The 24,043-nt window shown below is 70.7% G+C and carries 18 protein-coding genes; 8 read left to right on the forward strand and 10 right to left on the reverse strand.

Annotation, left to right across the window (positions count from 1 at the left end; genetic code table 11):
- Positions 1–3: 3 nt before the first annotated feature.
- From ACIQCH_RS28115 to ACIQCH_RS28125, 3 genes are all read left to right on the forward strand, one after another.
- Entirely contained in the window at positions 4–624 is a 621-nt protein-coding gene (locus ACIQCH_RS28115) for a TetR/AcrR family transcriptional regulator (protein WP_402585357.1), read from the forward strand.
- 304 nt (positions 625–928) lie between these two features.
- Positions 929–2,530 carry a citramalate synthase gene (cimA, locus tag ACIQCH_RS28120; protein WP_402585359.1) on the forward strand — a complete coding sequence of 534 codons (1,602 nt, stop codon included), beginning with the start codon at positions 929–931 and terminating at the stop codon, positions 2,528–2,530.
- Positions 2,531–2,597: 67 nt separating this feature from the next.
- Positions 2,598–4,022, forward strand: coding sequence for a hypothetical protein (locus ACIQCH_RS28125; RefSeq protein ID WP_402585361.1), 1,425 nt, complete (start codon positions 2,598–2,600; stop codon positions 4,020–4,022).
- Between the two features lie 80 nt (positions 4,023–4,102).
- Here the strand turns inward: ACIQCH_RS28125 and ACIQCH_RS28130 are convergent, their stop codons facing one another.
- Positions 4,103–4,729 carry a YceI family protein gene (locus ACIQCH_RS28130; protein ID WP_402585363.1) on the reverse strand — a complete coding sequence of 209 codons (627 nt, stop codon included), beginning with the start codon at positions 4,727–4,729 and terminating at the stop codon, positions 4,103–4,105.
- Positions 4,730–5,007: 278 nt separating this feature from the next.
- On the opposite strand from ACIQCH_RS28130, the gene ACIQCH_RS28135 reads away from it, so the two are divergent.
- Both ACIQCH_RS28135 and ACIQCH_RS28140 read left to right on the forward strand, forming a co-directional pair.
- The gene (locus tag ACIQCH_RS28135) at positions 5,008–6,591 is read left to right on the forward strand and encodes an acyl-CoA carboxylase subunit beta (RefSeq protein ID WP_402585365.1); all 1,584 of its coding nucleotides are present in this window, start codon (positions 5,008–5,010) and stop codon (positions 6,589–6,591) included.
- Between the two features lie 14 nt (positions 6,592–6,605).
- Positions 6,606–6,800, forward strand: coding sequence for an acyl-CoA carboxylase subunit epsilon (locus tag ACIQCH_RS28140; RefSeq protein ID WP_402585367.1), 195 nt, complete (start codon positions 6,606–6,608; stop codon positions 6,798–6,800).
- A 28-nt stretch (positions 6,801–6,828) separates the two neighbouring features.
- On the opposite strand, the gene ACIQCH_RS28145 is transcribed toward ACIQCH_RS28140, so the two are convergent.
- From ACIQCH_RS28145 to ACIQCH_RS28185, 9 genes are all read right to left on the reverse strand, one after another.
- Positions 6,829–9,753 carry an NACHT domain-containing protein gene (locus tag ACIQCH_RS28145; protein ID WP_402585369.1) on the reverse strand — a complete coding sequence of 975 codons (2,925 nt, stop codon included), beginning with the start codon at positions 9,751–9,753 and terminating at the stop codon, positions 6,829–6,831.
- Between the two features lie 89 nt (positions 9,754–9,842).
- Entirely contained in the window at positions 9,843–10,424 is a 582-nt protein-coding gene (locus tag ACIQCH_RS28150) for an ATP/GTP-binding protein (protein WP_037792108.1), read from the reverse strand.
- Positions 10,405–10,965, reverse strand: coding sequence for a DUF742 domain-containing protein (locus ACIQCH_RS28155; RefSeq protein WP_402585371.1), 561 nt, complete (start codon positions 10,963–10,965; stop codon positions 10,405–10,407). The genes ACIQCH_RS28150 and ACIQCH_RS28155 overlap by 20 nt, the downstream gene beginning before the upstream one ends.
- Positions 10,966–11,057: 92 nt before the next feature.
- The gene (locus ACIQCH_RS28160; protein ID WP_078910683.1) at positions 11,058–11,471 is read right to left on the reverse strand and encodes a roadblock/LC7 domain-containing protein; all 414 of its coding nucleotides are present in this window, start codon (positions 11,469–11,471) and stop codon (positions 11,058–11,060) included.
- Positions 11,472–11,481: 10 nt separating this feature from the next.
- The gene (locus tag ACIQCH_RS28165; protein WP_402585373.1) at positions 11,482–14,703 is read right to left on the reverse strand and encodes a nitrate- and nitrite sensing domain-containing protein; all 3,222 of its coding nucleotides are present in this window, start codon (positions 14,701–14,703) and stop codon (positions 11,482–11,484) included.
- Positions 14,704–15,030: 327 nt separating this feature from the next.
- Positions 15,031–15,612 carry a GTP-binding protein gene (locus tag ACIQCH_RS28170; RefSeq protein WP_402585375.1) on the reverse strand — a complete coding sequence of 194 codons (582 nt, stop codon included), beginning with the start codon at positions 15,610–15,612 and terminating at the stop codon, positions 15,031–15,033.
- On the reverse strand, positions 15,593–15,988 hold the full coding sequence (locus ACIQCH_RS28175; RefSeq protein ID WP_030195010.1) for a DUF742 domain-containing protein: 396 nt from the start codon (positions 15,986–15,988) through the stop codon (positions 15,593–15,595). Before ACIQCH_RS28175 ends, ACIQCH_RS28170 begins: the two co-directional genes overlap by 20 nt.
- Positions 15,989–16,145: 157 nt before the next feature.
- Entirely contained in the window at positions 16,146–16,559 is a 414-nt protein-coding gene (locus ACIQCH_RS28180; protein WP_030195011.1) for a roadblock/LC7 domain-containing protein, read from the reverse strand.
- Between the two features lie 9 nt (positions 16,560–16,568).
- Entirely contained in the window at positions 16,569–20,450 is a 3,882-nt protein-coding gene (locus tag ACIQCH_RS28185; RefSeq protein WP_402585377.1) for a nitrate- and nitrite sensing domain-containing protein, read from the reverse strand.
- Between the two features lie 574 nt (positions 20,451–21,024).
- Here ACIQCH_RS28185 and ACIQCH_RS28190 point away from each other — a divergent pair.
- The 3 genes from ACIQCH_RS28190 (at position 21,025) to gltX (ending at position 24,001) form a co-directional block, all read left to right on the forward strand.
- A complete protein-coding gene (locus tag ACIQCH_RS28190) occupies positions 21,025–21,222 on the forward strand; it encodes a hypothetical protein (RefSeq protein ID WP_402585379.1) in 198 nt (65 codons plus the stop codon).
- Between the two features lie 534 nt (positions 21,223–21,756).
- Positions 21,757–22,533, forward strand: a complete 777-nt coding sequence (locus tag ACIQCH_RS28195; RefSeq protein WP_402585381.1) for a fumarylacetoacetate hydrolase family protein — start codon at positions 21,757–21,759, stop codon at positions 22,531–22,533.
- Positions 22,526–24,001, forward strand: a complete 1,476-nt coding sequence (gene gltX, locus ACIQCH_RS28200) for a glutamate--tRNA ligase (protein WP_402585383.1) — start codon at positions 22,526–22,528, stop codon at positions 23,999–24,001. The genes ACIQCH_RS28195 and gltX overlap by 8 nt, the downstream gene beginning before the upstream one ends.
- Positions 24,002–24,043: the final 42 nt, after the last annotated feature.

Here is a 24,043-nt window from a genome sequence, read left to right on the forward strand (position 1 = left end):
GCCATGGCGGGTGGGGCGCGGGCGCGGAAGAACGCGCCGCCGCGCGAGGAGGTCCTCGCGGCCGCCATGGCCATGATCGCCGAGCGCGGCCTGGACAGCCTCACCATGGCCGCCCTCGGCCGCGAGGTCGGCATGAGCAGCGGCCACCTCCTCTACTACTTCCGCACCAAGGACGAGCTCCTGCTCCAGACCCTGGAGTGGAGCGAGGCCAACCTCGGCGCCGCCCGGTCCGCCCTGCTCTCCCGCCGCGCCCCGGTGCACGAGCGGCTCGCCGCCTACGTCGACCTGTACGTGCCGGACGGCCCCCGCGACCCGCACTGGACGCTCTGGCTGGAGGTCTGGAACCGCTCCCAGGAGGCCGGCCCCGAGGAGCGCGACCGGCAGGCCGCCATCGAGGGCGCCTGGCACCGCGACCTGGTGGCCCTGCTGGCCGAAGGCGTCTCCCGCGGCGAGTTCCGCACGGTGGACGCCGACCGCTTCGCCACCCGTACCCGCGCCCTGCTGGACGGCTTCAGCATCCAGCTGGCCGTCGGGCTGCCGGTCCTGGACCGGGCGGGGATCCTGGACCACGTACGAGAGTTCGTCGAGGACGGGCTGCGGCCCGGCCCGGCGCCCGGGATGTGACCCGGCCGACGACCGCATCGTGAGATGCCGTCTCGGGCGCGCCCGGCCGTGTGCAAGACTGCGGGCGTGCTGGCCTTCACCATGATTATGGGAAGCAGCGCGCCGGTCCGCTTTGACCGCTGACCACGGGACATCCCCCGTGGCGGCGGACATCGTGCCCCAGACCCGCGCGCAGACCTCTCGCACCCGCGAGGGGTTTTTTCGTTTCCCGGCCCCATTCCTGCCGGGGGCGGATCTCGCGCGAAGATGGGAGCAAGTGGATCCCGGGCATCCGGACCACTCATCCGACAGGAGTCAGACCAGCATGACGACAGAGGTCATCGACGACGCGTTCCACGTCTTCGACACCACGCTGCGCGACGGCGCCCAGCGCGAAGGCATCAACCTCACCGTCGCGGACAAGCTGACGATCGCCCGTCACCTGGACGACTTCGGCGTGGGCTTCATCGAGGGCGGCTGGCCCGGTGCCAACCCCCGCGACACCGAGTTCTTCGCCCGGGCCCGTGCCGAGATCGAGTTCAAGAACGCCCAGCTGGTCGCGTTCGGCGCCACCCGCCGGGCCGGCGGCAAGGCCTCCGAGGACCCCCAGGTCAAGGCGCTGCTCCAGTCCGGGGCCCCGGTGATCACCCTGGTCGCCAAGTCGCACGACCGGCACGTCGAGCTGGCCCTGCGCACCACCCTCGACGAGAACCTGGAGATGGTCCGCGACACCGTCTCCTACCTGCGCGAACAGGGTCGTCGGGTGTTCGTCGACTGCGAGCACTTCTTCGACGGCTACCGCGCCAATCCCGAGTACGCCAAGTCCGTGGTGCGCACCGCCCACGAGGCCGGGGCGGACGTCGTGGTCCTGTGCGACACCAACGGCGGCATGCTCCCCGCCCAGATCCAGGCCGTGGTCTCCACCGTGCTGGCCGACACGGGCGCCCGCCTGGGCATCCACGCCCAGGACGACACCGGCTGCGCCGTCGCCAACACCCTGGCCGCCATCGACGCGGGCGCCACCCACGTCCAGTGCACCGCCAACGGCTACGGCGAGCGGGTCGGCAACGCCAACCTCTTCCCCGTCGTCGCCGCCCTGGAGATCAAGTACGGCCGCAAGGTGCTGCCCACGGGTGCGCTGGCCGAGATGACGCGCATCTCGCACGCCATCGCCGAGGTGGTCAACCTGACCCCCTCCACCCACCAGCCGTACGTCGGCGTCTCGGCCTTCGCCCACAAGGCCGGCCTGCACGCCTCCGCCATCAAGGTCGACCCGGACCTCTACCAGCACATCGACCCCGAGCGCGTCGGCAACACCATGCGCATGCTGGTCTCCGACATGGCCGGCCGCGCCTCCATCGAGCTCAAGGGCAAGGAGCTCGGCGTCGACCTCGGCGGCGACCGCGCCCTGGTCTCCCGGGTGGTCGAGCGGGTCAAGGAGCGCGAGCTCGCCGGCTACACGTACGAAGCCGCCGACGCCTCCTTCGAGCTGCTGCTGCGCGCCGAGGCCGAGGGCCGCGCCCGCCGCTACTTCCGCACCGAGTCCTGGCGTGCCATCGCCGAGATGCGTCCCGACGGCAACCACGCCAACGAGGCCACGGTCAAGATCTGGGCCAAGGGCGAGCGGATCGTCGCCACCGCCGAGGGCAACGGCCCCGTCAACGCCCTCGACCGGGCGCTGCGCGTCGCGCTGGAGCGGTTCTACCCGCAGCTGGCCAAGTTCGAGCTGGTGGACTACAAGGTCCGCATCCTGGAGGGCAAGCACGGCACCGAGTCCACGACGCGCGTGCTGATCACGACCTCCGACGGCGAGAACGAGTGGGCCACCGTCGGCGTCGCCGACAACGTCATCGGCGCCTCCTGGCAGGCCCTCGTCGACGCCTTCACCTACGGCCTGCTCCGGCAGGGCATCCAGCCCACCGAGTGAGCCGGGCAGCCTGGCCCTTATCTCATCGAAACGCCCGAAAACCCCCCGTTCGGGTAGCGTCGGGGATATGAGGACCAGGCTGATGTCCGCACAGTCCGCACCGTCCGTCCTGGCCGTGTTGTTCGGGCTGCTGCTCGTCCTGTCCGCCGGAGCCGTCGGGGTGGCCCCCGCCGCCTCGGCCCTGACCGGGGCGTCCGGCCCCGCGGCCACGAGTCCCGCCACCGGTCCCGCCGCCGTGGCCGAGGCCCTGCGGAAGGGTCCGGTGTACGTCGACCCGCGGGCCGCGGCGCAGCTGCCGCCGGACGCGGCCGACGCACTGGCCAAGAAGATCAAGGACGCGGACAAGCCGGTCTTCGTGGCGGTCCTGCCCGCGACCGACGAGTTCCCGGCGTCCAGCGTGCTGCGCACCGTGCGCACCGAGACCGGCATCACCGGCCTGTACGCGATCCGGCTCGGTGACGGCTTCAACGCGGGCGCCGACCCCGTGGTCATGTCCCGGCAGGCGGTGGGCAACCTCGTCGCCGCCGCCAAAGCGGGCGGCCCGGTCGACGCCACCACCCAGCTCAACTCCTTCGTCGACCAGGCCCTGCCCCAGACCAGGGGCCACGCCCCGGACTCCTGGTCCGGCGCCGGCGGCTCCTCCGGCGGCGGCAGCTCCACCGTCGGCCTGGTCGTGATCGGCGGACTGCTCGTGGCCGGCGGCGCCGGCGCGTACACGCTGGTGCGCCGCAACCGGAAGAAGAAGGAGGAGCGCGAGCGCGAGGCCGTCGAGAAGCTGCGCGTGGTCGTGGACGAGGACATCACCGCCTTCGGCGAGGAGCTCGACCGGCTCGACTTCCACCCCGGTGAGGCGGGCGCCGACGACGCCATGCGGGCGGATTACGAGAAGGCCCTCGACGCGTACGACGGGGCCAAGCAGATCATGGGCCGGGTGCGGCACCCGGACGAGGTGCGCGGGGTGACCCGGGCCCTGGAGGACGGCCGCTTCGCGCTGGCCGTGCTCGCCGCGCGCCGCGAGGGCCGGCCGCTGCCCGAGCGCCGGGCGCCGTGCTTCTTCGACCCGCGCCACGGGCCGTCCGCCGAGGACGCGGACTGGGCCCCGGCCGGGGGAGCGGTGCGCACCGTCCCGGTGTGCGCGGCCGACGCGGTACGGCTGCGCGAGGGCCGGGACCCGATGGTGCGGACCGTCGACACCGAGCGCGGGCCGCGCCCGTACTACGACGCGGGCCCGGTGTACGGGCCCTGGGCGGGTGGGTACTTCGGCGGCGGGATCCTGCCCGGGCTGCTCGTGGGCACGATGCTGGGGTCGATGATGGCGAGCCCGGCCTACGCCTCGGACTTCGGCGGGTACGAGAGCGGGTACGGCGGCGGCTACGACGGGGGCGACTTCTCCGGCGCCGACTTCGACGCGTCGGGGTTCGGCGGCGGTGACTTCGGTGGCGGGGGAGGGTTCGACGGGGGCGGCGGGTTCGACGGCGGGGGCGGGTTCTGACCCCCGGGCGGTCCGGGAGCGCACGGCGGCGGGGGCGGCACGGTGGCCGCCCCCGTGGGGTCCGTACTCCCGGTCCGGGGTCAGGCCTGCTTGATCGCGGAGATGTCGAAGGTCAGCTTCACCTTGTCGCTGACCACGACGCCGCCGGTCTCCAGCGCCGCGTTCCAGGTCAGGCCCCAGTCCGAGCGCAGGATGTCGGTGCTGCCCTCGAATCCGACGCGCTGGTTGCCGTACGGGTCGGTGGCGGAGCCGTTGAACTCCAGGTCGATGGAGAGCGGACGGGTGACGTCCTTGATGGTGAGGTCGCCGGTGATCCGGTAGGTGTCCCCGCCGAGGAACGCGGCCTCGGTGGAGCGGAAGGTCATCAGCGGGAAGGTCTCGGCGTCGAAGAAGTCACCGCTGCGCAGGTGGCCGTCGCGGTCGGCGATGCCGGTGTCCACGGAGGCGATCTTCACGTCGATGGAGGCCGTGGAGCGGGCCGGGTCGGAGCCGTCCAGGCGCAGGGTGCCCTCGTGGTCGGCGAAGGAGCCGCGGACGTTGGTCACCATCGCGTGGCGGACCGTGAAGCCGATGCTGCTGTGGGCCGGGTCGATGGCGTAGTCGCCGGTGAGCGCGGCGAGCGCCGGGTCGACCGCGACGGTGGCGACGGAGCCGGCCGGGGCGGCGTTGGTGGTGTTCTCCTTGGTGCGACGGGTGAAGAGAGCCATGGTGTCCTCCGGTGTGGGGGTCCGGGCGGGGTACCCGGAGAGCGGTTCGTTGAATGTTGAACTTTCAACGAGAACGACACTAGACCCATTCCGTTCAAATTTCAACAGAACTCGCCGGGGTGACGGATCCTTGTGGAGTCTCCACAAAGGCCATTGGTCCCATCTGGTGACTCGCCCACAGCGCCGAACGGTTCTGTCCGGGACGGACAGCGGAACACGCGCGAGACTGTGGAGAGCCAACGGAGAGATTTGCTTCGTCGGCTTCGTAAGGTCGGTACATGACCGTTGTGGACCAGACCCCCGGCGAGCCGACGGACGCTCGCGGCCGCGTGGCCGAGCTGCACGCCCTGCGCGAGCAGGCGCGCCGCGGCCCCAGTGACCGCGCGACCGAGGCGCAGCACGCCAAGGGCAAGCTGACGGCCCGCGAGCGCATCGAGCTGCTGCTCGACGCGGGCTCCTTCCGTGAGGTGGAGCAGCTGCGCCGGCACCGCGCCCAGGGCTTCGGGCTGGAGGCGCGCAAGCCCTACACCGACGGTGTCATCACCGGGTGGGGCACGGTCGAGGGCCGTACGGTCTTCGTGTACGCGCACGACTTCCGGATCTTCGGCGGCGCGTTGGGCGAGGCCCATGCGACGAAGATCCACAAGATCATGGACATGGCCATCGCGGCCGGTGCCCCGCTGGTGTCCCTGAACGACGGTGCCGGCGCCCGCATCCAGGAGGGCGTCTCCGCCCTTGCCGGTTACGGCGGCATCTTCCAGCGCAACACCCGGGCCTCGGGCGTCATCCCGCAGATCTCGGTCATGCTCGGCCCGTGCGCCGGCGGCGCCGCGTACTCCCCGGCCCTGACGGACTTCGTCTTCATGGTCCGCGAGACCTCGCAGATGTTCATCACCGGCCCGGACGTGGTCCGCGCGGTGACCGGCGAGGAGATCAGCCAGAACGGCCTCGGCGGCGCCGACGTCCACGCCGAGACCTCCGGCGTCGCGCACTTCGCGTACGACGACGAGGAGACCTGCATCGCCGAGGTGCGCTACCTCATCTCGATGCTCCCCTCCAACAACCGGGAGAACCCGCCGGTCCACCCGACCGACGACCCGGCCGACCGCCGCTCGGACGTCCTGCTCGACCTGGTCCCGGCCGACGGCAACCGCCCGTACGACATGCACAAGGTCATCGAGGAGCTCGTCGACGAGGGCGACTACCTCGAGATCCACGAGCGCTGGGCCCGCAACATCATCTGCGCGCTCGCCCGCCTGGACGGCCAGGTCGTCGGCATCGTCGCCAACCAGCCGCAGACGCTGGCCGGCGTGCTGGACATCGAGGCGTCGGAGAAGGCCGCGCGGTTCGTGCAGATGTGCGACGCGTTCAACATCCCGATCATCACGCTGCTGGACGTGCCCGGCTTCCTGCCGGGTGTCGACCAGGAGCACGGCGGAATCATCCGTCACGGTGCCAAGCTCCTGTACGCGTACTGCAACGCGACCGTGCCGCGGATCTCGCTGATCCTGCGCAAGGCCTACGGCGGCGCGTACATCGTCATGGACTCCCAGTCCATCGGCGCGGACCTCACCTACGCGTGGCCGACGAACGAGATCGCGGTCATGGGTGCCGAAGGCGCCGCCAACGTCATCTTCCGCAAGCAGATCGCGGAGGCCGAGGACCCCGAGGCGATGCGCGCGCGCATGGTCAAGGAGTACAAGGCCGAGCTCATGCACCCGTACTACGCGGCCGAGCGCGGTCTCGTCGACGACGTCATCGACCCCGCCGAGACCCGCGAGGTGCTCATCAGCGCCCTCGCGATGCTCCGCAGCAAGCACGCCGACCTGCCGTCCCGCAAGCACGGCAACCCGCCGCAGTAAGGAGACACCGACCTATGAGCACCGACACGCTCCTGCGCGTCGAGAAGGGCAACGCCGCGCCCGAGGAGCTGGCCGCGATCACCGCGATCCTCCTCGCCCGCGCCGCCGCGACCCCGGCTGTCCCCGCCCCCCGCACCCGCTCCACCGCGGGCTGGCGCCGCCTGGAGCGCAGCTCCGGCTTCCGCGCGCCGCACAGCTGGCAGGGCTGAGTCCTTCCCCAGCCCCTCCAACGGCCGCTCAGTCGACCTTGACCTCGATGCCCTCGGGCACGGTGTCCAGGTTCGGCGGGCGGCCGTTCGCCGTGTGGGAACCACTGAGCTCCGCCCTGAACAGCTTCCCGAATTTGGCCAGAGCCCCCAGGGTGTCCGGCAGTGTGCAGAAGTTCAACCACAGGCCCATCAGCTCCGGCGAGCCGGACGTGATGCCCGTCAGCCACTCGCGCAGGTCGAAGCCGTGCAACTGCAACATGGTCAGGGAGCTGAGGCCGGAGAGATCGTTGAGGCCCGTGACGCGGCCAGATCCGGTCATGGAGAGGAACTGCAGTTCCGCGAGACCGCCCAGCGGCGTCAGGTCCGGGTCTCGGGCCCCTTGGACGAGCACCGTGTGAAGTTGGGAGAAGTTTCGCAGCAGCGTGAAATCGAGGCCGTCGGCGTTCGACAGCCAGAGGGACGTCAGCTCAGTCAGGTCGGCGAGCAGCTTCAGGCTTTGCGGTACGGCGCAGTTCACGGAGAGGGCGCGGAGTTCGTGGAACCCTGCCGCTACGGGAAGTTGGGCGGCATGGGTGATGAACAGACGTACCTGGGAGAGCGGCAGTTTCCGCAACACGCGCTCTGCGTATTCCTCCGTCTCGAAATAGTCCCATGCCCTCGCGAATGCGCTGAGTACCTCCGCCCGCTCGTCGTGGGTCCAGGCTTCCAGGATCCTGAGCGCCTGTTGGCCTCTGATCATGGCGACCGTCTGCACCAGAGCGGCGGCCGAGGCCTCGGAGTAGTCACCCAGGGACGACGGCATCCAGCGCAGTACCGGCTGCCCCGCCGCCGCCAATGACGAGGCCTCCGCAACTTGCCGGGGTGGAATCAGCGCATCCAGAGCCTCGTCCAGCGGCCCCTGAACCGCCGGGGGGACCGACGACATGGTCTCCAGGCACGATACCGCCAGCAGCCGCAGGCGTCGCCGGTGCCGGGGCTCGCGCTCGGCGCGGGCCAGGATGCCGGTGATCAGCTCCTCTCTCTGGGAGCGGGTCGCGTGGCCCGCGGCCATCACGATCGTGTCCCGCCACAGGTCGAGGTGCGCCCGCTCGGTCAGGTTTCCGATGGCGTCTTCCTCCGCCGCGTGCCCGGCCGCCAGGTACTCCTGGAAACTGCGGTGCAGGAAGTCGACCCGATCCTCGACGGGCTTGCGCAGCAGCCCGGAACGAGTGACCAGGTGGTCCAGCAGCTCCTCGGGACGGACGTCGTCGAGGTGCCGCATCGCGGCGATCGTCCTGCTGGTGTAGGCCAGGGCCTGGGATTCGGAGATCTCACTGCGGTTGTTGTCGGACAGCCGCCAGGCCAGGTCCTGGAGCACGTGCAGCTTGTCCGTCAGGGTCAGGGGCATCTCCGACGCACTGGGCACATCGCGTTCTGCGTCCCTGCGCTGAAGCAGGATCTCCAACGCGATCTTGTACAACTCCATCCGGTTGTGAGGCAGTTGACGCCGCCGGTTGAGGTGCAGGGCGCACAGCAGGGCCGCCAGCAGCGGGCTGGAGGCCAGGGCCTGGAGGTGGGGGCGGTCCTGGAGGCTCGCAATCAGTGCGCGCTCGTACTCGGCCAGGTGGCCGTCCTGGTCGAGGACCGCCTCGTGCCACTTCCGGACGAAGACCACGAGGTCGCTGGGACGCAACCGGTCCAGCAGGACCGGCCGGAAGTCCTCGGCATCGAGCCACTCGCCCCGGGCCGCCGCCGGCCGGGAGGTGACCACGACGCGGTTGTCCGGGTAGGCGTGCAGCAGGCGGCGCAGCCATTCGCGGACTGCTCGCCGCTCGCTCGACGGCAGTTCGTCCACGCCGTCGACGAGCAGCAGGATGTGCCCGTGGGTGAGCTGCCGGTCCATCCAAGCCTTCGGCATGTGGCCCGTGAGCGGGCCCGCGGTGTGGTCCAGCAGGGCTTCCGGCTGTGGCAGGTCGCGGCCGGCATACCGACGTAGCTTCACGAGCACCGGCACCCGGCCGTTCCAGGCGGCGAGCTCACCGGTGAAGGCACCGCGGGCCGAGGTGACGGCCAGCCACTGGAGGAGGGTCGTCTTGCCGGAGCCGGCCTCGCCCCTCAGGAGCACGCGGCGGGCGTCCTTCAGCGCGGTCTCGACCCGCACGCCGTGGCTGTCGTCCTCCTCGACCGCCCAGTCGCCGGACCCCGCAGGGAGGAAGGGCTCCGTGCGCCGCGAGCGGTTCTTCCCGTTCGACGCCGTCCGCAGGCTGACGTACGCCACCGACAGCTTCGTACGGGCCGGGCGCTCCGACGCGAAGCTGAAGAGCTCGACTTCGTCGAGGGTGCGGCTGACGAACTCCAGGTACTCGCGGCGGAAGGCCTCGTCTTGGCCCTCGCCCTGGGGGGCATACAGGGACGGCGCGGGAAGGCGCTCCAGCACGAGGGAGACTTCGGCAGCGAGCGAGGTGCTGCGGGCGAGGAGCTCCGTGACCGCGCGCTCGGTGAAGACCGGGAGCCGCCGCAGGATGCGTACGTAGCAGTCGCAGGTCTGCGAGAAGAGCAGCTCGTAGAAGGCGGTGGTGGCCTCGTCGAACCCCACCGGGACCGGGACTGCACGGCGGATGCGGCGGGCCAGCTCCGCCGGGTCCGCGTCAGAGCCGATGACGGCGTCGTCGGAGAGGTCGGCCCGGGTGAAGGCGTCTGTGACGGCGTCCAGGGCGGCCTGCCGGTCGTTGGCTGAGAGGCCGCGGAACTCGTGAGCGAGGAGCGGCTCGACGCGGGCCGCCACCGCGTCGGCGATTTGCTCGAACTGGCGAGCGAGATCCCGTTGGGCGCGCAAGCCGGGCACCCGGACCCGGATCAGCTCCGACAGGTCTGACCGGCTTTCCTGCTCCCGTCGGCGGGGCCCCAGCCACAGGTTGACCGCTCGCACCGCGAGTACCTGCCCCAGCTTGATCGCCGCCGCCTCAGCGCCCACCGTGCCTCCCGATCCGGTCCGCCGAAAAACAGGAACGCCGGGAACCCTCCGAGGGGTTCCCGGCGCACCGGGCAGTCTAGAGCCGCTGCCTACCGAAGTCGGGCCATCAGCGCGTGCTCGACCAGCGTGATCAGCGCCGACTTCGCGTCCGCCCGGTGGCGGGCGTCGGTGGTGATGATCGGGGCGTCGGGTCCGATCTGGAGTGCCTCGCGGACCTCTTCGGGGGTGTACGGCTGGTGCCCGTCGAAGCCGTTGAGGGCGATGACGAACGGCAGGCCGGAGTTCTCGAAGTAGTCGACGGCGGGGAAGCAGTCGGCGAGTCGGCGGGTGTCGACGAGGACGACGGCGCCGATGGCGCCGCGGACGAGGTCGTCCCACATGAACCAGAAGCGGTCCTGTCCGGGGGTACCGAAGAGGTACAGGATGAGGTCCTGGTCGAGGGTGATGCGGCCGAAGTCCATGGCGACGGTGGTGGTGGTCTTGTCGCCGGTGTGGGTGAGGTCGTCGATGCCCGCGGAGGCGGACGTCATGACGGCTTCGGTGCGCAGGGGGTTGATCTCGGAGACCGCGCCGACGAACGTGGTCTTGCCCACGCCGAAGCCGCCCGCCACCACGATCTTCGCGGAGGTGGTGGAGCGAGCCGCTCCGCCGTTAGAGCTTGCGAAGTCCACTGAGCACCCTTTCGAGCAGTGTCACGTCTGGCTGGCCGCCCGCGGACTCGTCGCCGCCGGGCTGGTGGATGGCGACGAGGCCGGCCTCCGCCAGGTCGGCGACGAGGATTCGGGCAACGCCGAGGGGAATGGAGAGGAGTGCCGAGATCTCGGCAACCGACTTGATCTCTTGGCACAGTCGGCAGATCCGCTGGTGCTCGGGCAACTGCCCCTGCAGCCGGGCCGGATCGGCCGTGGTGCTGACCAGCGCCTCGATCGCGAGCTGGTACCGGGGCCGGGTCCGGCCACCGGTCATCGCGTACGGGCGCACCAGCGGGTTGCTGGCCTTGGGAGCCTCCTGCCGCCGCGCCCGGGGCGGAGCGGCGGGAGGCACGTGCGGAGCATGCGGGGCCTGGGGCTGGCCATAGCCCTGGTCCCGGTACGGGTTCGGCTCCTGGGAGTACTGCCTGCTCGGAGCAGAAGGGAAGTTGAAACGGTTCTGGTCGTGACCACCCTGCGGCTGAGCGCCGCCATACGAATGGCCTCCTGGGGGTGTTGTCACGTTTCCTCCTCCGACTCCAAAACGCAGTGTTCCCTGTAGCACCGCGCCACCGCACCCTATGGTGCGATGACGCGAAACGCACTGCCTGTCTGCTAGTTGAGAAGACTTCCCTGCAGTTCGGCGCGCAGATCCGGAGTGAGGACACTGCCCGCGCGATCCACAAGGAGGGCCATCTCGTAGCCCACGAGGCCGATGTCGCACTCGGGGTGGGCGAGCACCGCCAGGGACGAACCGTCCGAGATCGACATGAGGAAGAGGAAGCCGCGCTCCATCTCCACCACCGTCTGGTTGACGGCGCCGCCCTCGAAGATGCGGGACGCACCGGCGGTCAGCGAGGTCAGACCCGACGCCACCGCCGCCAGCTGGTCGGCACGGTCGCGCGGGAACCCTTCGGACATCGCCAGAAGAAGGCCGTCGGCGGAGACCACCACGGTGTGGGACACCCCGGGGGTGTTGTCCACGAAGTTGGTGATCAACCAGTTCAGGTTCTGCGCCGCCTGGCTCATCGGGCTCACACTAACGCTCCTGGTCATAGGTGTTACTAGGGGACTGCTCTGATCCCGCGCTGCGGCCCTGCTGGACACCGCGCCGCAGGTTGCTCAACCTGCCACGCACGTCCTCAGGAGCACGGGAAATCTGGGGACCGCCCTGGGGGGTCGTCTCGGCGGCACCCTCGACCAGGTTGGCCTTGGGCACGCGCCGCGGCAGACCGGAGGAGGTCACCCCGCCCGCCTTCGGGTCGCGGAGCTTGCCCGCCTGCTGCCAGCGCTCGTCGTTCTTCGAGCGCCAGCCGCTCTCGGGGCCCACGCCTCCCGCCGCCGGCGCCGCCTGCTGGTTCTGCGGCGAAGCGGCGAACGGCTTGGACTCCGCTTCCTGCTGCGCGGGCTGCCACTGCTGCTGACCGCCGCGACGCGGCAGGCCCGCTCCGGTCATCCCGTGACCGGTCTCGGCAGCGGCGCCCGAACGGTCGAAGCCTACGCGGTCCCGGGGCTGTTCGGGACCGACCTGCGATTCCGATTCGGTCCCGTAACCCTGGTCGTAGCCGCCCTGGTACGCATTCTGCTCAGGCCACTCGGCCTGCTGCGCCTGGGGCGCGTAGCCGGCGTCGTACGGGCGCTGGCCCGCCGGGGCGTCCTGGTAGCCGTCCTCCGCATAGCCGTAGGCCGGGTAGCCGCCCTCGGCCTGCTGGTCGTAGCCGGACTCCTGCGCAGCGTAGCCGGAGTCCTGGTGGCCGTACGAGCCGTCGTTCTGCTCGTAGCCGCCGCCGGGGTAGCCGTCCTGGTGGTACGCGCCCTCCGCTTCGCCCGGGTACGGCTGGTAGCCGTGCTCCGGCTGGGGCTCCTGGGGGTAACCCTGCTGCGGGTTCTGGTACGCCTGGTCCTCGTACCCGTACTCGGCCTGCTCCTGGAGCGCCGCACGGCGGTCCTCGCGGTTCAGCGAGCGGTTCACGGGGTCGAGGTCGGCCGGCGCGCCGTCGTAGCGGGAGTCGTCGAAGCCGAGCTCCGCGGCGGTGCGCATCGGCTGCACCTCGGCGGCCTGCTGCTCCGGGATGATCGACGAGACGGTGAAGTCGTCGTCGGGGATGCCCTCGCCACCGCCACCGTGGGTGATGGCGTCGGGGAGCATGACCAGCGAGGTGGTGCCGGCCTGCTCGCCCGAGGGGCGCAGCTGGACGCGGATGCCGTGCCGGTCCGCCAGCCGGCCGACCACGAAGAGGCCCATGCGCTGGGAGATCGCGGCGTCCACGGTGGGCGGGTTGGCGAGCTTGTGGTTGATGTCCGCGAAGTCCTCGGCCGTCAGGCCGATGCCCTTGTCGTGGATCTCGACCATCACGCGGCCGTCGGGGAGACGGGTCGCGGTGACGCGGACCTTGGTCTGCGGGGAGGAGAACGTGGTGGCGTTCTCCAGCAGCTCGGCGAGCAGGTGCACGAGGTCGGTCACGGACTGGCCGTGGATCTCGGCTTCCGGGACGCCGGTGAGCTCGACGCGCTCGTACTGCTCCACCTCGGAGGAGGCGGCGCGCAGCACGTCGACCAGCGGGACCGGCTGGTCCCAGCGGCGGCCGGGCTCCTCGCCCGCGAGGATGAGGAGGTTCTCGCCGTTGCGGCGCATGCGGGTGGCCAGGTGGTCCAGGCGGAAGAGGTTCTCCAGCTGGTCCGGGTCGGCCTCGTTGTTCTCCAGGTCGGTGATGAGGGTCAGCTGGCCCTCGATCAGCGACTGGTTGCGCATGGAGAGGTTGGTGAAGATCGCGTTGACGTTCCCTCGAAGGAGCGCCTGCTCGGCGGCGAGACGTACCGCTTCGCGGTGGACCTGGTCGAAGGCGCGGGCGACCTCGCCGATCTCGTCCTGGGAGTCGATCGGGATGGGCACCACGCGGGTGTCGACCTTGCCCGGCTCGGTGCGCGAGAGCTGGTCGACGAGGGCCGGCAGGCGCTGCTCGGCGATGTCGAAGGCGGCACCGCGCAGGCGGCGCATCGAGCGGCCCATCTGGCGGGCCATGAGACCGGCGAAGACGAACGCGGCCAGCAGGGAGACGACGACGATGGCACCGTTGACGAACGCGTCGGTGCGGGCGTCGTCGGCGATCTTGACGGCCTCGTCCACGGCCTTGGCCACGAGGTCGTTCTCGACCTCGGTGTAGCCGTCGAACTTGGCGGTGGCACCGGCCTGCCAGTAGGTGGCGTTGGTGCCTTCCTTGGCGAGGTCCTCGGGGTCCTCGCCGCTGGCTATCGCCTCGGTCATGCCCTCGAGGGCGGAACCGTTGACGACCGGCGGGGGCACGAACTTCATGCCGTTCTGCTCGGCCTGGGCCTTCGCGTCCAGCAGCTTCTGCGCGCCCTCGTCGGCCTTGCGCTGCATGACGGCCTTGAGGTTCTGGGTGTCCTGCTCGGTACCGGCGGAGACGTACTCGCCCTGGGCGATCTCCTCCAGATACGCGTACGAGGAGAAGGCAACCAGCTGGGCCGCGTGGACGTCCTTCTTCTTGCTGGGGGCGACGAGGAGGTGGGTGCCGATGGAGCGCTGCAGCGAACCGGCGGCCTTGGCGAGCTCGATCGCGTAGACCATGCGGCCGTAGGACGTGATGTTGCCGGTGCCGAGGCCGAGCTCGTTGGAGAACTGCATGAGGTAGTGCTGGACCAGCACGTACCCCTCTTCGGTGGGCACGGGGCCCAGCTTCGTGGGCAGGCTCTTCTTGGCGGTCTCGATCTGCGGCCGGTACGCCGACTTGCGTATGTCCTGGAGCTTGGGCTCCTCCGAGCGGAAGAGCTTCAGGCGCCGCTCGAGGCCCTGCTTGGCCGGCATGTCCTTGACGACCTCGTCGAACCGGGCCTTGGCGGCGTCCGTGTCGGCGTAGGCCTTGGTGACGACGTCGCTGCCGCGCTTGCCGCTCAGCAGCGGCTCGGCGGTGAGGTCGCGCTCGTTGAGCAGCGCCTGGCCGTACTCGGAGGCGGCCTGCACGATGCGGGCGGTCTTCTCCGCGTCCTTGGCCTCGCTCCAGGTGTCGATGGAGCCCTTCACCTGGAAGCCGCCCATGACCAGGCCCACCAGGGCCGGCACGAGCAGGATCGCGTTCAGACGCGTGGGCACGCGCCAGTTGCGCGGCGAGAACCGGCTCTGGCTGCCGCGAGCGGGCGCCTCGTCCGGCAGGTCAGCCGGGGACGCGGCGGCCGCGCGCTGCGGCGGGGTGAAGTTGCCCCGGGCCGTCTCCTCCGCGGGGCTCTCGTTGCTTCGCCTCACTCGACCAACAACCTCTCGGCGGCGCTACTAGCTAGTTCGATGAATTCCAGCACGGGAAACGGCCGTGTTCCAAACAGTTGAAACCGGCCGTTCCTTGTCGCGTCCGTCCGGCATAAGTCGGACATAAGGAGCGAGCTTCGTCAAAAAGCGGGACCGTCGTGCGCGCAGCGGCACCGAGTGGATGCGTGGGGTGTCCAACTGGTGGAATTTCTCTGTCGAAACGTTATGAACGCCGCGGCGGGCCGTGTCAAAGGACACAGCCCGCCGCGCAGTTGGTGATCCACTGGTGATCCGTCTTTTCACGGGATCTCCCCGGAACGGCTCCGACTACTTCAGACGCGCCATGAGAGCGTGTTCCACGAGCGTGATGAGGGCGCTCTTGGCATCGGCCCGGTGGCGGGCGTCGGTGGTGATGATCGGGGCGTCGGGTCCGATCTGGAGTGCCTCGCGGACCTCTTCGGGGGTGTACGGCTGGTGTCCCTCGAAGCCGTTGAGGGCGACGACGAAGGGGAGGCCGGAGTTCTCGAAGTAGTCGACGGCGGGGAAGCAGTCGGCGAGTCGGCGGGTGTCGACGAGGACGACGGCGCCGATGGCGCCGCGGACGAGGTCGTCCCACATGAACCAGAAGCGGTCCTGTCCGGGGGTACCGAAGAGGTACAGGATGAGGTCCTGGTCGAGGGTGATGCGGCCGAAGTCCATGGCGACGGTGGTGGTGGTCTTGTCGCCGGTGTGGGTGAGGTCGTCGATGCCCGCGGAGGCGGACGTCATGACGGCTTCGGTGCGCAGGGGGTTGATCTCGGAGACCGCGCCGACGAACGTGGTCTTGCCCACGCCGAAGCCGCCCGCCACCACGATCTTCGCGGAGGTGGTGGAGCGGGTCGCCCCGCCGTTAGAGCTTGCGAAGTCCACTGAGCACCCTTTCGAGGAGCGTGACGTCCGGGGTTCCGCCGGCTTCCCCGTTGCCCGGCTGGTGGATGGCCACCATGCCAGCCTCGGCCAGGTCGGCCACGAGGATCCGGGCCACACCGAGCGGCATCGACAGGAGCGCCGAGACCTCGGCGACGGACTTCACCTCGCGGCACAGCGTGCAGATGCGCTGGTGCTCGGGAAGCAGGCCCGACAGGTGCACCGGATCGGCCGTGGTGCTGACCAGCGCTTCGATCGCGAGCTGGTAGCGGGGCCGGGTCCGGCCGCCGGTCATCGCGTAAGGACGCACCAGCGGCTGGTCGCCTTCCGCGTACGACTGATCGCCGTACGAATCGGAGTAGGCGGGGGGCGGGGTCATTGATCCTCCGGGCGGGACAGCATTCGGTCAGCGTGCCGTCGTAAGGGGGCCGGTGGGGGGAGGAGCGGCGGCCGACGGTGGTACTGGACAGCCGGGTCCGCTGGCGCGAACCCGGCAACCCCGGCCGGAAGTACCGTCCGGCCGGGGTCTTTGGCGGTCAGCCGAGGAGGCTTCCCTGGAGCTCTGCGCGCAGGTCCGGGGTGAGTACCGTGCCCGCGCGGTCCACGAGGAGGGCCATCTCGTAGCCCACGAGGCCGATGTCGCACTCGGGGTGCGCCAGCACGGCCAGCGAGGATCCGTCGGAGACGGACATGAGGAAGAGGAATCCCCGGTCCATCTCGACCACGGTCTGGTTGACGGGGCCGCCCTCGAAGATGCGCGAGGCACCCGCGGTCAGCGAGGTCAGGCCCGAGGCGACGGCCGCGAGCTGGTCGGCGCGGTCCCGGGGGAAGCCCTCGGACATCGCCAGCAGCAGGCCATCGGCGGAGACCACCACGGTGTGGGACACCCCGGGGGTGTTGTCCACGAAGTTGGTGATCAACCAGTTCAGGTTCTGTGCCGCCTGGCTCATCGAACTCAACTAACGCTCCTGCTGGTGAGAGGGGCCGACGTGGAAGCTGCCGGTCGAACCGCTGCCGCCCGCCTGGCGGCCCTGCTGGATACCGCGGCGGAGGTTGGTCAGACGGCCGCGCACATCGTCGGGGGCGCGCGAGACGGAGGGCCCGCTGGGGGCGTCCGCCGACGTCTGGGCCGTACCCGCCACCAGGTTGGCGCGGGGCACCCGGCGGGGCAGGCCCGAGGTGGTGATGCCGCCGGCGGCCGGCTGGCGGACCCGCTCGGCCTGCTTGCTCAGCTCGTCGTTGGGGGAGCTGCGCCAGGTCACGGTGGGGGTGGCACCGGTCGCCGTGAGGGCGTCGGTGCCGTGGTCCTGGGCGTGCTGCGGGGCGGCCGGCCGCTGGAGTGCGGCGGGACCCTGCGGCTGCAGCGGCTGCTGGAACTGCTGCTGCTGCGGCTGCTGGGGTACGGACGGTGCCTGCGCGGGCTGCTGGCCCTGGCGCGGGTACCAGTTCGACTCGAGGTTGTCGAAGAGCGGGGTGCGGGCGTCGCCACCGGGCTGGGCCGGCGGCAGCGCCTCCGGCTGGTGGCCCTGCGGCAGGCGGGGGGCCTGCGGGCGGCCGAAGTCGCCCGGGTGGCCCTGCTGACCCTGCTCACCATTGGGCGCGGCGTAAGCCGCTCCAGTGGAGCCGGTGCTTGCACCGGGGTAGGAGCCGACGCCGGGACCGCCGGGGCGCGGGGCCTGGAAGTCCTGACGCTCGAACTGCGAGGTCGCGGCCGGGTCCTGGTAGCCGGGAGCGGCGAACTGACCCGTGGTCGACGCGTCCTGGTAACCCGGGGCGGCGAACTGGCCGGTGGTCGATCCGTCCTGGTAACCGGGAGCGGCGTACTGGCCCGTCGTGGACCCGTCCTGGTGACCCGGGACGGCGAACTGGCCGGTCGTCGACTGGTCCATCGGACCGCGCACGTCGGGACGCTCGAACTGGCCGGTGGTGCTGCCCGACTGGGGCTGCGGCGCACCGAAGTCCGGGCGGGCGAACTCGGCGGTCGCGCCCGGGCCCTGCCGGTCGTCGTGGCCGCGCGGCACGTCCTGGCGGCCGCGACCCGCCGGGTCCACGCCCCAGCTGGCCGTCTGCGGGCCGCCGGGCAGCTCGGGCCGGTCGCCGGCGCCACCGCGCGGCGGCAGCTGCGGCCGGGGGCCGCGCTGCTGCTGCTGCGGGTCGGCCGCGGCGGCCCGGGCCGGAGCCTGGGGGGCCTGCGGTGCCTTGGGGGCCTGGGGGGCCTTGGGGGCCTGCGGGTTCTGCGGGCCCTGCGGGTTCTGGGGGCGCTCGAAGGCGCTGCCGCCCTGGCCGAAGCCGCCGCCCTGCGGGGCACCGGCACCGGCACCGGCACCGCGCTGCGGCAGCGGAGAACCGGCGCCGAAGGCGTTCGTCCCGGCACCGAAGGCACCGCCGCCCGCACCCGGACCCTGCGGCCGGGCACCGCCCTGCTGCGGGCCGCCGGGGCGCTGACCGCCGTCGCGGCCGGGCAGCGCGGTCCGGTTGCCGCCCGCGGCCACCTGGCCACGGCCCGCGGAAGCACCCGCGGCGAGGCGCGCGGCCGCACCGCCCTGGGGCGCGCCGGCACCGGCCGGACGCGGGGCGCCGCCCTGGCCGGGGGCACCCGGGGCACCGCCCGGCTTCTGGCCGCCCTGGGCGACGTCGACCGGGAGCATGACGAGGGCCGTCGTACCGCCGGAGTCGGACGGGCGCAGCTGGATGCGGATGCCGTGTCGCAGGGACAGGCGGCCGACCACGAAGAGACCCATGCGGCGCGAGACCGAGACGTCCACGGTGGGCGGCGACGCGAGCCGCTCGTTGATGGAGGCCAGGTCCTCGGGGGACAGGCCGATACCGGTGTCGTGGATCTCGACCAGCACGCGGCCGTCGGGCAGCGCGTGACCGGTGACCTTGACCTTGGTCTGCGGGGAGGAGAACGAGGTGGCGTTCTCCAGCAGCTCGGCGAGGAGGTGCACGAGGTCGTTGACGACGCGGCCGGCCACGTCGGTCGACGGGACCGAGGCCAGTTCGATGCGCTCGTACTGCTCCACCTCGGACGCCGCGGCACGCAGGACGTCGACCAGCGGGACCGGGCGGGTCCAGCGGCGGCCGGGCTCCTCGCCCGCGAGGACGAGGAGGTTTTCGCCGTTACGGCGCATGCGGGTCGCGAGGTGGTCGAGCTTGAAGAGCGAGGACAGCTGGTCCGGGTCGGCCTCGCGGGACTCCAGCTCCGAGATCAGCGAGAGCTGGCGCTGGATGAGACCCTGCGAACGGCGCGAGAGGTTGGTGAACATCGCGTTGACGTTGCCCCGGAGGAGGGCCTGCTCGGCGGCGAGGCGGACCGCCTCGCGGTGCACGTCGTCGAAGGCCGCGGCCACCTGGCCGATCTCGTCGCGGGAGTGCACACCGACCGATTCCACGGAGGTGTCGACGTCCTGCGGGTCGGTCTCGGACAGCTGCTTGACGAGCTCCGGCAGGCGTTCCTGGGCGACCCGGGTCGCGGTGTCCTGCAGGCGGCGCAGCGAGCGGATCATGGAGCGGGCCACGACGAAGGCGCCGACGAGCGACACACCGAGGACGAGGAGGATCAGCGCACCGTTGATGATCGCTTCGCGCTGCGACTCGTTCTTGAGCTCGCGGGCCTTCTGCTCCATGTCATCGAGCAGGGTGAGCTCGATGTTCTTCATGGCCTGGATCTTGACGTCGTCCGAGTCGTACCAGTCCAGCCAGGAGCCGTACTTGACTTCCTTGGAGAACTGCAGGGGGCTGCTGAGGACACGCCGGGCGTAGTGCTCGGCCTGGGAAATCTCCGCGTGGCTGTCGTTCAGCGTCTCGGTGAGGTCCTCGGCCTTGCCCTGGTAGACGAGGTCGAAGGTCTTGCGCGCCTGGCTCTCGGACTTCTGGGCGGCGAACGCGTAGAGGCGGTCGTTCTCCTTCAGCTCGCCGGTCTTGCCGCGGCTGTCGGGGAGCGAGTACGCGATGACCGCGCGCTGGATCGAGGCGTACTCCTTGGCGGAGGAGAACGCCACCAGGGCGCGGGTACGCTTGATCATCTCCGGGCTGGAGGTGGCCTGCGCCATGTCCTGGGAGAGGCTGAGCAGCGCGGTGATCAGCTGGCTGTACTCGGAGACGGTCTGCTGGGCGCCGTCCTTGTACGCGCCCTTGCGGATGGTCTCGAGCTCGGCCAGCTGGCGGCTGATCTGCAGGACGTTGTTGCGGATCGAGTCGAGCGTCTCGTCGCGCTGGTCCTGGGTGTCGACGTTCTCGGTGGCGTCGATGAACGCGGCGGCCGCGGCGTCGGTGCTGTCACGAACGCCCTGGACGAGGCTGTTCGGCTTGTCCGGGGCGGCCTTGAGCGGGCCCGCGGACTTGTCGCGCTCCTCCTGGAGCGCGGCGGCCAGCGCGGTCGCCTGCTTCGTCATGGTCGTCAGCAGCTGCATGTGCTCCAGCTGCTTCATGTCGTCCATGGACTCGTTGATACGCAGGCCACCCAGCGAGGTGGCGGCGACGACCGGGAGCGCCAGCAGAGAGACCAGGCGCGTGGAGATGCGCCAGTTCTGCAGGGCGAGCCGGGAACCGGACCCACTGGGGGCCGCGGGTATGGAGGAGCCCGACGGGCTCGCGGAGTCGCCCTTGGCGGCGATGTCCTTGGCGTCCTTGGCCGGCTTGGCGTTCTTCGCCTTGCCCGCCTTGCCGACCTTGCCGGCCTTGCCCTTCGCCTTGGCCCTCAGGCCCGCGCCGGAGGCGGTGTCGCCACCGTCGCCGGTCGGCCCGTGGTTCTGGGCGTGCTGGGGCGAGGAGCCTCGGTCGGTTCCGCCGCGCTGCTCCTGCTCCGCCGCAGCGCCATCCCTCTTGAATCGTCCCTGCACTAGCGTCGCAACCTCTGGACCAGGCGCCCCACCGGCGAGCGGCGGGACGGTGTCGAGTCGTGGGGCACTAACGAGCCCCATGGTGTGGTCGTCGGTGACCGGCGCTTTAACCCCTTCTCACCGCCGCCCGGCGCTGCGTTGCGCCCGTGCGCGCCGGCTCGTTCCAGCGGCGGTCCCGGGAATTCCAGCACAGTGCCGGATCTCCAACAAGGTGCGGGTGTCGGCCCTTGGTTTCGGTGACCCGACGTGTCGGGAGCGCTACGGCGCGTGGACGGGGTTTCGGGGCGAATCGGACTTTGGCTTATGAATCGCTTACGTGCTTGGCATGTCCTAGTCGCCATGATCAGGAGCGGAATGGCAGATTCAGTGGCGCAATGTTCCTTTTGTCCAGGCTGATTGACTGGGCGTAATGTCCGTATTGCCCGTCCCCTGGTGAGCAAACTCACATGGTGATCGCATAAGGAACCAGAGTTTCCCGGGTAGTCGGATGTTTAGCCTGGCTGTTTACAGGGATGGCAAATCCGACAACCGGTGCCCACGGGCCCCCGTCACCGACAAGGTTTCCGACGCAGCGATGAAGACGACGATGATCATCCGCAACATAGCCAACCCGCGCCGCACCACCCTCGCGCACCTCAAGGACGCGGAGGAGCTGGGCGCGCCGGCACAGCCGGAGCACGCCGTCGAGCTGCCGACCCAGACCGCCAACCCGCGCCGGACCGTGCTGATGGTCGCGCCGGCTGCCGCCGTGGCCGAGGCTGCTGCTGTCTGAAGTACCGGGATGGCTCGCTGGGTGAAACCGATCCGGGGTGCACGGCGTGTTCGTGCGGACCGGTGTCGGGTGGGCTCGCTTCGCGGGTGGGTCCCGTGGTGCGTGGGTCCCCTCGCCGCTTGACCCGCAGCGGCCTGCGGGCCCTGCGGCAGGCCCACCCCGAGGGCTTCGGGCCTTCGGCCTGGCCTGCGGCCACCCTCGGCCCGGGCCCGCCTCCGGACCAGCCTGCCACGACGCCTCAAGCACCTCCCCCACACACCACACGACCCACGCGGGGTGGGAGGTGTACACGCCACAGGACCCCGGCGAGGGTGCTGTGCACACACCAACGGGACCCGCGCTGAGATGGCCCGTGCTCAGGGTGTCGCACCCGGGGCCTCGTGGCCGGTACGCGCCACGGCGGCACCGGCGTCGTTCCGTGCGCGCGGACGGACCGTCCCCGCGGGATAGCCTGGGGTGACGGGATTCCGCACCAGGACGGTCACACCAGGGCCACCCGGTCCCGTCCAGAGCAGTGAGGGGCATCACCTTCCCGTGCGCATCGCCAGGTTCTCCATCGACGGCAATGTCGCCTTCGGCGCGGTCGAGGGCAGCGCTCCCGACGAGCTCGTCCTCGACATCATCAAGGGCATCCCGTTCGCGGACTTCGAGCTGTCGGGCACGAAGGTCCCGCTGAGCAAGGTCCGTCTGCTGCCGCCCGTACTCCCCAACAAGGTCGTGGCCATCGGCCGCAACTACGCGGAGCACGCGGCGGAACTCGGCAACGAGGTCCCCGAGGTCCCGGTCGCGTTCTTCAAGCCCTCCACCTCCGTGGTCGGCTCGGGCGACCCGATCGTGTACCCCTCCTTCTCCCAGGAGCTGCACCACGAGGCCGAGCTGGCCGTGGTCATCGGCCGGATGTGCCGCGAGGTCCCGCGCGAGCGCGTCAAGGACGTGATCCTCGGCTACACCTGCGCCAACGACGTCACCGCCCGCGACGTCCAGGAGCGCGAGAAGCAGTGGGCCCGCGCCAAGGGCTTCGACAGCGCCTGTCCCCTCGGCCCCTGGATCGAGACCGACTTGGACCCGAGCGATCTCACGATCCAGTGCACGGTCAACGGCGAGCAGCGCCAGCTCGGCCGCACCGCCGACATGATCCGTCCCATCGAGGACCTGATCGTGCACATCACCGAGGCCATGACGCTGCTCCCCGGCGACGTGGTCCTCACGGGCACCCCCGCGGGCGTCGGCCCGCTCAACGTCGGCGACGAGGTCGCCGTCACCATCGAAGGTATCGGCACTCTCACCAACAAGGTGATCAAGCGTGGCTAACGCGAACGTCCGCGTACGTTTCTGTCCCTCCCCGACCGGCAACCCCCACGTGGGTCTGGTCCGCACGGCCCTCTTCAACTGGGCGTTCGCCCGCCACCACGGCGGCACGTTCGTCTTCCGCATCGAGGACACCGACGCGGCCCGCGACTCCGAGGAGTCGTACGAGCAGCTCCTCGACTCGCTGAAGTGGCTCGGCTTCACCTGGGACGAGGGCCCCGAGGTCGGCGGCCCGCACCAGCCGTACCGCCAGTCGCAGCGGATGGACATCTACAAGGACGTCGCGGCCAAGCTCCTCGACGGCGGCTACGCCTACCACTGCTACTGCACCACCGAGGAGCTCGACGAGCGCCGCGAGCTCGCCCGCCGCGAGGGCCGCCCGTCCGGCTACGACGGCACGTGCCGCACCGTGACCGCCGAGCAGAAGGCGGCGTACGAGGCCGAGGGCCGCACCCCGATCGTGCGCTTCCGGATGCCGGACGAGCCGATCACCTTCGACGACCTGGTCCGCGGCGAGCTGACCTTCACCCCCGAGAACGTGCCGGACTACGGCATCCTCCGGGCCAACGGCGCGCCGCTCTACACGCTGGTGAACCCGGTCGACGACGCCCTGATGGAGATCACGCACGTGCTGCGCGGCGAGGACCTGCTGTCCTCCACCCCGCGGCAGATCGCCCTCTACAAGGCGCTCATCGAGCTCGGCGTCGCCAAGGACGTCCCGTCCTTCGGCCACCTGCCGTACGTCATGGGCGAGGGCAACAAGAAGCTCTCCAAGCGCGACCCGCAGGCCTCGCTCAACCTCTACCGCGAGCGCGGCTTCCTCCCCGCCGGCCTGCTGAACTACCTCTCCCTCCTGGGCTGGTCCTTCTCCAAGGACCAGGACATCTTCACGATCGACGAGATGGTCGCGAAGTTCGACATCCCGGACGTCAACGCCAACCCGGCGCGCTTCGACCTCAAGAAGTGCGAGTCGATCAACGGCGACCACATCCGGATGATGGAGCCCAAGGCGTTCGCCGACGCCTGCGCGCCCTGGCTGGCGGCCCCTCATGCCAACTGGGCCCCCGAGGACTTCGACGCCGCCGCCTGGGAGCGCATCGCGCCGTACGCGCAGACCCGGGTGACCGTTCTGTCGGAGATCACCGCCAACGTGGACTTCCTGTTCCTCAAGGAGCCGGTGCGCGACGACGCGTCCTGGGACAAGGCCATGAAGGGTGAGCCGGCGGCCCTGCTGACCACCGCCCGCGCCAACCTGGACGCCGCCGACTGGAGCGACCCGGAGTCGCTCAAGCAGGCCGTGCTGACCGCCGGCGAGGCCCACGGCCTCAAGCTCGGCAAGGCCCAGGCCCCGGTCCGCGTGGCCGTCACCGGCCGCACCGTCGGCCTGCCGCTGTTCGAGTCCCTGGAGATCCTGGGCAAGGAGCGGTCGCTGGCCCGCATCGACGCGGCCCTGGCCCGGCTGGCCGGCTGAGGCCCGCCCGTACGTCCCCGCAGGGGGCGGCGTCCCGTCGAC

Origin of the sequence: Streptomyces sp. NPDC093225 (assembly GCF_044753805.1) — a bacterium.
Taxonomy (GTDB): Bacteria; Actinomycetota; Actinomycetes; order Streptomycetales; family Streptomycetaceae; genus Streptomyces.

Bases quoted from the DNA above. Each gene is read 5' to 3' on its own strand.
- cimA (WP_402585359.1), top strand. From the start codon at position 929: ATGACGACAGAGGTCATCGACGACGCGTTCCACGTCTTCGACACCACG.
- ACIQCH_RS28115 (WP_402585357.1), top strand. From the start codon at position 4: ATGGCGGGTGGGGCGCGGGCGCGGAAGAACGCGCCGCCGCGCGAGGAG.
- ACIQCH_RS28180 (WP_030195011.1), bottom strand. From the start codon at position 16,559: ATGAGCCAGGCGGCACAGAACCTGAACTGGTTGATCACCAACTTCGTG.
- ACIQCH_RS28190 (WP_402585379.1), top strand. From the start codon at position 21,025: ATGAAGACGACGATGATCATCCGCAACATAGCCAACCCGCGCCGCACC.
- ACIQCH_RS28125 (WP_402585361.1), top strand. From the start codon at position 2,598: ATGAGGACCAGGCTGATGTCCGCACAGTCCGCACCGTCCGTCCTGGCC.
- ACIQCH_RS28135 (WP_402585365.1), top strand. From the start codon at position 5,008: ATGACCGTTGTGGACCAGACCCCCGGCGAGCCGACGGACGCTCGCGGC.
- ACIQCH_RS28175 (WP_030195010.1), bottom strand. From the start codon at position 15,988: ATGACCCCGCCCCCCGCCTACTCCGATTCGTACGGCGATCAGTCGTAC.
- ACIQCH_RS28140 (WP_402585367.1), top strand. From the start codon at position 6,606: ATGAGCACCGACACGCTCCTGCGCGTCGAGAAGGGCAACGCCGCGCCC.
- ACIQCH_RS28160 (WP_078910683.1), bottom strand. From the start codon at position 11,471: ATGAGCCAGGCGGCGCAGAACCTGAACTGGTTGATCACCAACTTCGTG.
- ACIQCH_RS28130 (WP_402585363.1), bottom strand. From the start codon at position 4,729: ATGGCTCTCTTCACCCGTCGCACCAAGGAGAACACCACCAACGCCGCC.